We start from the raw sequence: 10,694 nt of genomic DNA on the forward strand, positions 1-10,694 counted from the left end.
CGCACCCGCCGTCGTCTTCCGCGGCAAACTCCCCGATCCCTCGGCGAAATGGCAGCAGCGCTGGGAGCAGATGGGGCTGTTCCGCGCGCCGGAGATCCCTGATCCACGGAAGAAATACTTCGTCATGCCGATGTTCGCCTACCCATCGGGTGACATTCACATGGGGCACTTCCGCAACTATACGATGACCGACGCCATTGCCCGCAAGAAGATGATGGAAGGCCGAGAGGTCCTGCACCCGTTCGGGTGGGACTCCTTCGGGCTGCCGGCTGAACAGGCGGCGATCAAGCGCGGGCTGCACCCCAAAGAGTGGACGCTGCGCAACATCGCCCAGTCGAAGGCAACGCTGAAGTCTATCGGCATCTCATTCGATTGGTCGCGCGAGGTGATCTCTTCGGAGCCGGAGTATTACAAGTGGACGCAGTGGATGTTTTTGCAGTTCTGCAAACACAAGCTGGCATATCGCAAAGAATCCGAGGTCAACTGGTGCGACAATTGCAAGACCGTGCTGGCCAATGAACAGGCGGCCGGGGGTGTCTGCTGGCGTTGCGAAGGGCCGGTCACGAAAAAAACACTGACACAGTGGTATTTCAAAATCACCGCCTATGCCGACCGTTTGCTGGACGACATCGATGAGTTGACCCACTGGCCCGACAACTTAAAAGCCCTGCAGCGCAACTGGATCGGACGATCGCATGGCACGGAGATTGGCTTTACACTCGCGGACGGCGTCAAGCTGACCGTCTTCACGACGCGTCCCGACACGGTGTACGGCGTCACGTTCATGGCTATTGCGCCGGATGCGCCGCTGCTGCGGACGCTGAGCGTTCCGGCATCGCATCGCCGCGCGGTCGATGCATTCGTCGCGGCGGCACAGCGGCAGACGACGGTCGAACGGATCGCGCAGGGCGGCAAGAATGGCATCGATACCGGCCTGGTCGCGGTCAATCCGCTCAACAACGAACGCATCCCCTTGTGGGTCGCCGACTATGTGCTCTCGGGGTATGGCACCGGCTGCATCATGGGTGTCCCGGCGCATGACCAGCGCGATTTCGAATTCGCTCGTGCGCACAACCTGCCGATCCGTCCGGTGATTCGCGCCGGGGAGACCGATCCCGATCCGGTGACGATGACCGAGGCGGTCTCCAATATCGGCGTGATGATCAACTCCGGACCGTTTGATGGTTTGGCGGGACAGGCCGGGGTCGATGCCGTGTGTGATTATCTCGAGAAACAACATCTGGGGCGACGAAAGACCGCATACCACCTCACCGACTGGCTGATTTCACGCCAGCGCTACTGGGGCGCGCCGATCCCGATGATTCATTGCACAGTGTGTGGTGTAGTTCCCGTTCCGGAAAGCGATCTGCCGGTGCTGTTGCCGACCGGCGACATCGATTTTCTGCCGAAGGGGCGCTCGCCGCTGGCCGATGTGCCGGAGTACATGAACGTGACGTGTCCATCCTGCGCCCGACCGGCGCAGCGTGATCCGGACACAATGGACACCTTCATGTGTTCGTCGTGGTACTTCCTGCGCTATCTCGACCCGCACAATAACGAGGCACCGTTCGACAAAGAGAAGGCCGCGGCATGGCTCCCCATCGATCACTACATGGGCGGCATCACCCATGCCACCGGCCACCTGATCTATTTCCGTTTCTTCACGAAGTTTCTCAAGGACATCGGCTGGCTTAAGGTCAGTGAACCTGCCATCGAGATGTTCAATCACGGTATGGTGCTCGATGCCCAGGGCGCGGTCATGTCCAAGTCGAAGGGCAACGTTGTCTCGCCGATCGACCTGATCGAGCAGCACGGCGTCGACCCGCTGCGGCTGACCATGTTCTTCGCGTCACCAGGGGACCGTGAGGTGCTCTGGAGCGGCAGCGGCCTGGTCGGCGCCGAACGGTTCCTGTCGAAGCTGGATCGATTCGTTCACGGTGCCATTGCGGCAGCGGCAGCGCTGCGCCCTGATCCCGACATGCGGTTCGATTCCGAGACTCTCAGCGAGACCGAGCGGGCTTTCTATCGGAAACTGCATATGACGATCCGTAAGGTCGATACCGACTTTGCCCGGATGCAATTCAACACGCACACTGCGGCGGTCATGGAGCTGTTGGGCGAGCTTGGCGACGGCTCGTCGCTGAATCCCAATCTGCGGTTTGTCTGTGCCGCCACGATGGTGCGTCTGCTTGCGCCGCTGATTCCGCATCTCGCCGAGGAGTGGTGGGAGCAGATGGGATTCGCGGACAGTGTCTTTCAGTCCGGTTGGCCGACGGCCGATGAGTCCGCGATTCCCTCTGACACCGTCGTTGTCGCCGTGCAGGTCAACGGCAAGTTGCGCGGGCAAGTCGAAGTCCCGTCCGCTGCCGATGAAGCCGTTGTCGCCGCCGCCGCCGAGAACGATCCGAAGGTCGCGTCACACTTGAACGGCGAGCGCATCAAGACGATCTACATCCCCGGTCGGCTCATCAACTTCGTCGTCCGGCCTCAGCGGTAGCGTCCTGCACGAGCGGGCAATTGAGATGCTCGGAAGAGTGTTACGCGCGCCCTGCCGGGGGCGGCAGGGCCACGGCGGAAGGCCACGACGTCGGGCGCAAAAGAAGACGCCCCCCGCCAACTGCGGGGGGCGTCGGATGTCACGCCAGTTGTGATGACGTCGATCAGCTTGAGGCGTCGTCGATTGTGTTCGTCAACGTCCCCGCGTCCGTGATGGTCCAGGTGTCCACGGTCGCGTCGTCATCGAGGTTGCCGGTCGCGGTGCAGGTGAACGATACCAGGTCGGCGACCAGCGCGTAGTTGTAGCGCGCCGAGACCATGATCTGCACGCCGATGCGGGCGAAGTTGTTCGGGTTGGCCGCGTCGGCACTGACACCGTTCCCCCAGTAGGTGTCATATTCCTGGCGGTACGCGTGCTGCATGACATAGATCTGCTTGAGCAACTGCTTGGCTTCACTCTGCTTGGACTTGGTGGTCGAGGCCATGAAACGCGGAATGGCCAGGGCCGCCAAAATACCGATGATGACCACGACGATCATCAACTCAATAAGGGTGAAGCCCTTATTTGAGCGGTGGAGCTTGGAGATCATTGCGCCTCCTCGTTGTGAGTGGTTAACTCTGTTTCCCGTCCGCATGTCGTCACTTCGTTGGTTATCGGTCGATTCGCTGCGCCGTCTGTGCGCGGGCATCAGCGGCGCGTACGGAGGATTGGCAAACTGCGTGCCGCACGTCCGTGGGCCGTTGCGTTATCTGTGAGCAGGCCGCCGAGTGCTTGTGCCCAAGCGACTTCGGCGAATGCGCACGCCATCGCACCGCACGCACCGGTGCTGACTGTGGGAAGATTCCCTCGAAACCTCATCGGATTCTGCGTGTCGGGTTGCATCGTGCAATGCTCGCGTATTGAACAGTCGGCCGGTTCACTGTGCTACAGTGTCACGTCGTCGGAAACGACAGATAGTACTCCCTGATCGTCGATCGTCCAGATGTCGGGCGCCGGATCATCATCGAGTCCCGGAGCGGGGACCGTCGCCGTCGCCAGAAAATTGGAGAAACCGCCGTCGCTGGATGTGATCGTGTACGAGTACCGCGCCGGCGGCGAAATCTCGACGTTGATGCGGGCAAAGGCCGTCGGATTGGCCGCGTCGGCCGGTCCCCCGGGAATGAAATACGCCTCGTAAAATGCGCGGTACGCGTGCTGCTGTACGTAGATCTGCTTGAGAATCTGCTTGGCTTCGCTCTGTTTGGATTTGGTGGCGCTTTGTATGAAACGCGGAATCGCCAGCGCCGCGAGGATGCCGATGATCACCACCACGATCATCAGTTCGATGAGTGTAAAGCCGGATTGCCGGCGTATGGGCGAATGACGCAAACTGTGCATTCGTCTCTCCTTGCGAGTCATAACCGCCAGAGTCGCATGGCGGACGTGTGGTGCATTGCAACTGGCGGGCCGGATGCGTCGAAAGATTCTAACGCCAAGTGTGTCAGCGGGATTGACGAGACCGGCAACAGCCGGGAACCGTGTCGGCTTCCGATTTCATGGGGAATCTGCCAGCGCGCCGTGCATCCTGCACGACGGCTCCGCCCTGCTGATCAGGGCGTGAGCAATCGCTGTGCAGAATTTGAAGACGTGAGCGGCGGCTGGGGTTGTCCCCGTCGCGGTCGGATGCTACATTGCCCGCCGCCGCTTCGGTGTGTATAACGCGATACGACGTTGCAACCGATGACGCCAATGAAGGAGACGCTGATGATGACGATGCTGTTGCGGTACGCTGTGTTTGTTGGGCTCACCCTGTCCGCTGCCGCATCCGCCTGGGCGCAGAGCGGCGCGGCGCCCGTCTCCTCGTGGCAGATCGCCTTCCTGCGCGACGGCAACATCTGGCTGATGAACGCCGATGGCTCCGGGCAGCGCAAGTGGCGCACGCAGGAAAACATCATGGGAAATCTGAGCTGGGCGCCCGACGGCAAGCGCGTTGCCTATGTCCGCCGTGGAGAGTTCACGTACTCGCTGCCCGACGGCGGCGGCGGCACGCACCGGCTCTATGACGTCTTTGCCTCGCACATCGACTCGACTCGCGATGATTTCTGGTGGTGGGTCACGTTCAATCACGGCAGCCGCACGCCGGAGTGGTCCAGCGACGGCCGGCACATCATGTACACACGCGACATCAACGCCAACACGGTGGATGCGGAGTTGCCCGACCTCAAGATCGAGTATGCGGCGGTCGACGGCTCGGAAGTCGTTTCGCTCAATCGTCAGGGCGCGCTGCCGCGAGAGTGTCAGGGGACCGATCCCACCTGGTCTCCCGACCGCCGGCAGGTGGCCTTCATCTACCACAAAGCCAAGGCGCCGAGCGGAACCGGCGGGGGCGCGCTGGAGACGATCGGCCTGGTGGTGGTCTCCGCCGACGGCATCGTCGAAAGCGATCAGGAACTGGAACAGCTCGCGCGGCTGCTCACGGATGTCGCCGGACCGGCCTGGTCGCCGGATGGAAAGTGGATCTGTTACGTCGACACCAAACGCGACGACGGCGGAATCTATCGCGTATCCCCGGACGGCAAGATCAAAGAGAAAATCGTCGCAAGGGCCGACCGCCTCGTTCCATACCAGGGCAAACCATCATGGTCGCCCGACAGCCGTTTGATCACCTTCGCCTCGACCGACGGGTTCATATATCTGGCCGATGCCGACGGCAAGACGCCGCCGCGACGCGTCACCTCCAACGGGAACGATTACTTCCCGGCCATCTCGCCGAAGTAGGCGGGCGCATCGTACACGCGCGGCATGAGGCAGCCGCGCCGTGCTCCTGACATTTCGATTGAAATTGTCGGTCGGGGACTACGCAGTCGCCGAGTGGAGATTCAATTGCTGGGAGAGCGCGTCGGTCAGATCATTCATGCGGAATGGCTTTTCCAAAAGATCGATGGCGCCCGCCTCGCGCGCCAGGCGCCGCAACTCTTCGGAGGCATAGCTGGAGACCATCACCGAGGGGATCGGACCTTTGCGCATCTGTCCGGCGACCAGCAGCAGGGAACGGCCGTCGCCGTCGTCCAATTCCCAATCGGCGATGATGGCGTCCACGTGCCGTGAACGGAGAATCGCCACTGCGTCGGTGACGCCTTCGGCCAGCAGCGGTTCCCAACCCTGGGTCCGCACGAGGTTTCCGAGCATCTCGCGGACTTCGGTGTGGTTCTCCACCACCAGGACGAGCAGCTTATCGTTGGTACTCCGCCCCACATATCGATCTATCGGTATTTCCCACTAAGGAATTGAGGGGGATAAAGATGACCGTCCCGCATGGGGGAGACACACGGGACGGCCAGACGGGGAAGAGAGAGCAGGATGCAGGCGCAATGCTTGGCCCCAAGCCCTGCGGGCCGGGGCGTCAGTTCACAACAGGCGCAGCAGGGTATCCGCCATCGGCGCCCCTTCGGCCTCGCCGAAGGTCAGGGCGATCACTGCGGTCACCACGACGGCAACGAGAATCCACAAGGTCGCCCGGTCGGCGTGCTGCTTGGCCGGCTGCGGACGAAAGTTCGGATTGTAGCGGTAGCGTACGGTTGTCATGGACATCACACTCCTCGGAGTGCTCATAACGCAACGTCCATGCCTGAAGCGATCGATGCGACGGTCGCTGTAACATATTATGATACTGCGTCTTACAAATCACCGAATAGGTGATCGACGGGGTGACGCGCATGTCCGGTGAATCAACTGTGCAGTGCATTGCAGCGACGGTGATTCAAATAAAACGCCCCGCTGATCGGCGGGGCGTTCGAAAGGTCACGATGCATGCGTTGGACTATGGCCCCTCATTGCTGAGGTAGATCGTCATCGTCGGTGTGCGATTGCCTTCATTCAGACTCGTCAGCGGATTGGTCGAAGGGTTCAAATCCCGATATGTCAGCGTCCGTGTGGCCGGGCTCAAGCTGTCCGGCGCTGAGGTCTCTGACCCGTCCATGAAATTTTCAGCGCGCACGATCCAGTCGGAGAGAATGATGAACTGCTCATAGGGTTCGTCGGGCGCCCAGTCGATTACCTCAAGGGGTTCCATCGTGACCCAGATCTTGAGGGCGTCCTCCGAGTTTATGACATTCAAAGTCTCGGGGAGTTTCGGATCGTGCCGTGTCATATCATCGACAAAATCCTCGCCGGGGAAGTGGAAATTGCGGTCGAATCGGCCATCGGTGAACGTGTATTCATTGCTCGCGTCGATGGAATCGACCAGCGGCAGCCCAAACTGGGGGCCGGGCCCGCCGAATAGTGAGCCGGTCCTGATGCGGCCGAGCGAGAGCGGTCGGATCTCACTCTCCGGTGTGAAAATCAACCATATCTCGTAGTCGAAGAGGAAGAGCGAGACAGGAGGAAGCGGGATCAACGACGGATTCACGATAGTATCTCCATCCAACGTGATGAAGCGCCGGCTGGACGGGCCAAAGTCGTCGAAGATTCGGTTGTAATATGCCCCGACATCGTCGCACTGGTCCAGGCGCGGGTCATCCCAACGCAGTATGCAGGTATCGGTGGAATCCTCGGAGAAGTACACGATGCCGACCGTATCGCCGTCGACAATCACATGGTCATCGCCGTTGAACAAGAGTGCAGGAAACGGATCGGAATTGCAGTGAGTGAGCCACGGCTTGTCGATGTACAGATCGCACACCGAACCATTCTCCGCCACATAACGGTAGACCGACTCGCCGTTGATCGTCATGTGGTTTTGCCCCAAGGGGACCTGTGGACCCTTCTTGATGATCGTGTCCGGCGGACTGGCGATGATGATGGTATCATGGCGCGCCACCCCGTCGATGTAGATCAGGTCGACTTCCTGATTCTGGAATGCCAGACCGAAATCGGAGAAGGAACTTTCCGGGTGATCCGTGTATATCCACACCGTATACGGAATCGCGATGTTGCCGGGGTAGAAGACTACCTTCTGGTGTGCCTGATAAACGTCGGTCTCGTTTATCTGCCGGTCCTCCACCTCGGGGATGCAGAACCAGATTCCCTCGCCCTCGCTGCCGTCGCGCCAATGCGCTCCGGGATTGCCTTTCTTGTTGGACTGCGATATGTACGTATACTGCGATCCGATCGGCGGTAGAAATCCGAAGAACGTCAGAATATCCAATGGCGAGAGCATCTGACGCACTGTGCCTTGCTCGTCGGGGTTGCTGAACAATATGATTGGGCCGATCCCGAGCGGACTGACACCATCTTCCGGCTCAACGGTCACCATGAGCGCGTCCCACTCCATGACGTTGATCCCGCCATCGACGCCATTGTCAACAGTCAGGCGTATCGGCTCACCATCCTCGTCTGTGGCGAAATAATTGTCCGGATCCCAATGGAATCGGAGTAGCGGCGCGATATCGCCCAGTCCCCCCGTTTCTTCGGAGAGATTTGCCACCCAGAGTTGATAGATATATCCCTCCGGCGCGGCGACCATCGGGCCGCCGGAAAAGCGGTCGCCCGGCTGAATTTTAACCCACGAGTAGAATTCAGGCGGCTTCGCGGGTCCCTCGATGAGGCACCCGGTGACAACCACACCAAGAATCAGTAATACCGCCAACGCTGTCCACGGTCGCCGATGACTCAACTGTTTCCTCCCTATCACTTTGGGGCGCCTTCACTTGTATCCAAGCGCAGACCGCGATGATAGCCATGCGGCTCCCGCGCGGTCAAGCGGAATTGGGCACTTGGGCCTATGGGCTCAACTCCATGGCTCGAATGGAAATACCGATGTCGGCCCGGTTTATTCCCGCCGTTACTGAGACTCTCGGCTATCCGTCACTTCCCGGTTGTCGGGGCCCCGGTGCAGACGTACAATGACCAAGACAGACCCCGACCGGGGCTGAGGACCGACAACCGGACGATATAGGGGAGACGCAATGCCGCGAATCGCAACATTTGACGACTGGATAGATTTGTTCCGCGAGTGGCGCGACGACATCGGGTTGGATCCGAAGCTCGTGGAACAATACCACTTCGAAGCCAAGTTCGGCGACACCTACAGCAATGAAATCGAGTTCGGCGACATGGTCGGCAAGCCGAAGTTCGAAAAAATCCTCGATGTGCCCGACCAGCGCATCCGCGACGGCCTGCTCAACCTGATCGTGTACCAGGGCGACACCGAATTCGCCTCGGTCGAACAGCAGCGTCTGCTGGTCAACACGGCGCCCAGCGAGTACGATCTGCACGCGCTGATTCGCGTCATGTGCGAGGAGATGCGCCACGGCTACCAGATGTGCTATCTGCTCGTGCAGAATTTCGGCTCGTCGGGACGCACCGAGGCGATGAAGCTTCTGGAGCGCCGCGCCTTCGAGCAGAACCGTCTGCTGGGGTCATTCAACGAAGTGGTCGACAGTTGGCTGGACTTCTTCGTCTACACCGAGTTTATCGATCGCGACGGCAAGTTTCAGTTGCAGATGCTCTCGCATTCGGCCTTCGCGCCCCTGGCGCGGTCGATGGGACCGATGCTCAAGGAGGAGTCGTTTCACCTCGGAACAGGACACAACGGCCTGAAGCGCACGCTCCGCGCCGGTAAGATTCCCATTGCGATCATTCAGAAGTACATCAACAAGTGGGTGCCGACCGCCTACGATCTGTTCGGCACCGATCACTCTTCGTCGGCCGAATGGAACTACGTGTGGGGCCTGAAGGGCCGCTTTGACGAAGCCGACAACGATCATCCCGCCGACCGTGAAAATCTCAACGAGTACGCGCGCGAACTCTACATCCGCGAAACCAACGGGCTCTTCGATCAGCTCAATGCGATCATTCCCGAAGGGCAGCCCAAGCTGAAAGTGCCGTCGGTCAAGTTCAACCGTTCCATCGGCACGTACGCCCGTCAGCCGTACGACATCGACGGCAACAAAGTCGACGCCGACAAGTGGGAGGCGTACCAGAAGGCGGCTTTTCCCACACAGGATGACATCGACACGGTCAACCGCATCGCCCGCGAAGAAGAATGGATCGCGATGAAGTGACGCTCATTGTCCATAGGATTGCGACAGGGGCCCGCGGTTTCGCGGCCCCTGTTTTTATTGCGCCGGCCAGCCCCCAGGGGGCTGACCGGCGCATATTAAGATGAGTTGAGTGTGCCGCAGGCTGCGCTGGCGGGGTTCATCTCACGCTGCGTACGCCGCCGGCGACGGTCATTCGGTGGCGCCGCCGCAAATCAGAGCCGGCGAAATACACACGTACTTGTTGCAGCAGAATGTCGTGACGCAGACCCAGCCCGGGGGACATGCGGACGATTCGGTGCATTCCAGCAATTCCCCGCACGGCGCCAATCCTTCGATACAGATGATGTCGCCCTCGGTCGTCTGGGCGCAGACCGGTTCGACACAAGTCTCGGTCGTATCCACGCAGGGGGTGCGGTTGACGCAGTCGCCGGGTTCGCACGGCGGCGCATCGGGTCCGCAGGCCGACTGCTCGGCGATGGGAATGCCGCGCGCAAACTGGCTGAGGATGCACGAGGCGCAGGCGGCATCGATCTCCCCGGCGCTCTGCGCGGCATCGACGACATGGGCTGCGGTTTTCTGCAGTTGCCCTTTGTTCCTGTAGGGTTCTCCGGCCTCGACAGCGGCCTGGGCGCGCAGTTGCACCTCGCGACAGACGGCTGTCTGGATGACGCCGTCGTGCTGGGCCAGAAGTGCGGAGGGAATCGCGGCGATCGCCAAAAGCGCGACGGCGAATGTGATGCGAATGACGTTTTTCATCGGCATACTCCTTTCAGGCGGCCTCTCATCAAATATATCGAGTCTCCTGATCTTCTCCTAAAGCGAGTTTTCCATCACAGGCGGGTCAGCCATGGGCGGACCCGCGCGCGCACGGCCCATTGGGAGCAGTGATTAATCCACGGCCGTCATTTTGAGGAGCGCTGGTTCAGCCGAGGGCTGAACCGCGCGACGAAGAATCTGCTTTTGCACGGCCGGCGGGTCAGCCCACGGGCTGACCCCCACACGATGAGTTTTCGGCCCGGAGTCCGCGTGCGGGTCAGCCCTTGGGCTGACCGCCTGAGGGATTGCACTTACGTGCCCAGATGCATCGCCCCATCGTGCGTGTCAGCCCTTGGGCTGACCGCCTGAGGGATTGCACTTACGTGCCCAGATGCATCGCCCCATCGTGCGCGTCAGCCCTTGGGCTGACCGTCTGAGGGATTGCACCTACGTGCCCAGATGCATCGCTTTCCGCACTT

8 protein-coding genes and 1 pseudogene are annotated in these 10,694 nt (G+C 60.5%); 3 read left to right on the forward strand and 6 right to left on the reverse strand.

Going from position 1 to position 10,694, the window contains the following annotated elements; translation table 11 throughout:
* The coding region (leuS, locus tag VGB22_05850; GenBank protein HEX9750790.1) for a leucine--tRNA ligase at positions 1-2,497 on the forward strand (2,497 nt) is incomplete at its 5' end.
* 163 nt (positions 2,498-2,660) lie between these two features.
* Here leuS and VGB22_05855 read toward each other — a convergent pair.
* Positions 2,661-3,086 (reverse strand): prepilin-type N-terminal cleavage/methylation domain-containing protein, encoded by a 426-nt coding sequence (locus VGB22_05855; protein HEX9750791.1) that lies wholly within the window; start codon positions 3,084-3,086, stop codon positions 2,661-2,663.
* Between the two features lie 596 nt (positions 3,087-3,682).
* Positions 3,683-3,874 (reverse strand): annotated as a pseudogene (locus tag VGB22_05860) (prepilin-type N-terminal cleavage/methylation domain-containing protein).
* A 342-nt stretch (positions 3,875-4,216) separates the two neighbouring features.
* Here VGB22_05860 and VGB22_05865 point away from each other — a divergent pair.
* A complete protein-coding gene (locus VGB22_05865; GenBank protein HEX9750792.1) occupies positions 4,217-5,254 on the forward strand; it encodes a hypothetical protein in 1,038 nt (345 codons plus the stop codon).
* A 78-nt stretch (positions 5,255-5,332) separates the two neighbouring features.
* Here VGB22_05865 and VGB22_05870 read toward each other — a convergent pair whose 3' ends face one another.
* The 3 genes from VGB22_05870 to VGB22_05880 form a co-directional block, all read right to left on the reverse strand.
* On the reverse strand, positions 5,333-5,731 hold the full coding sequence (locus tag VGB22_05870) for a response regulator (protein HEX9750793.1): 399 nt from the start codon (positions 5,729-5,731) through the stop codon (positions 5,333-5,335).
* 153 nt (positions 5,732-5,884) lie between these two features.
* On the reverse strand, positions 5,885-6,061 hold the full coding sequence (locus tag VGB22_05875) for a hypothetical protein (GenBank protein ID HEX9750794.1): 177 nt from the start codon (positions 6,059-6,061) through the stop codon (positions 5,885-5,887).
* Between the two features lie 235 nt (positions 6,062-6,296).
* The gene (locus VGB22_05880) at positions 6,297-8,090 is read right to left on the reverse strand and encodes a hypothetical protein (protein ID HEX9750795.1); all 1,794 of its coding nucleotides are present in this window, start codon (positions 8,088-8,090) and stop codon (positions 6,297-6,299) included.
* A gap of 292 nt (positions 8,091-8,382) precedes the next feature.
* On the opposite strand from VGB22_05880, the gene VGB22_05885 reads away from it, so the two are divergent.
* Positions 8,383-9,480, forward strand: coding sequence for a Phenylacetic acid catabolic protein (locus tag VGB22_05885; GenBank protein HEX9750796.1), 1,098 nt, complete (start codon positions 8,383-8,385; stop codon positions 9,478-9,480).
* A 168-nt stretch (positions 9,481-9,648) separates the two neighbouring features.
* On the opposite strand, the gene VGB22_05890 is transcribed toward VGB22_05885, so the two are convergent.
* Positions 9,649-10,215, reverse strand: a complete 567-nt coding sequence (locus VGB22_05890) for a hypothetical protein (GenBank protein HEX9750797.1) — start codon at positions 10,213-10,215, stop codon at positions 9,649-9,651.
* Positions 10,216-10,694 lie beyond the last annotated feature (479 nt).

Source organism: Candidatus Zixiibacteriota bacterium (assembly GCA_036397555.1).
In the GTDB taxonomy this organism is placed as follows: domain Bacteria; phylum Zixibacteria; class MSB-5A5; order WJJR01; family WJJR01; genus DATKYL01.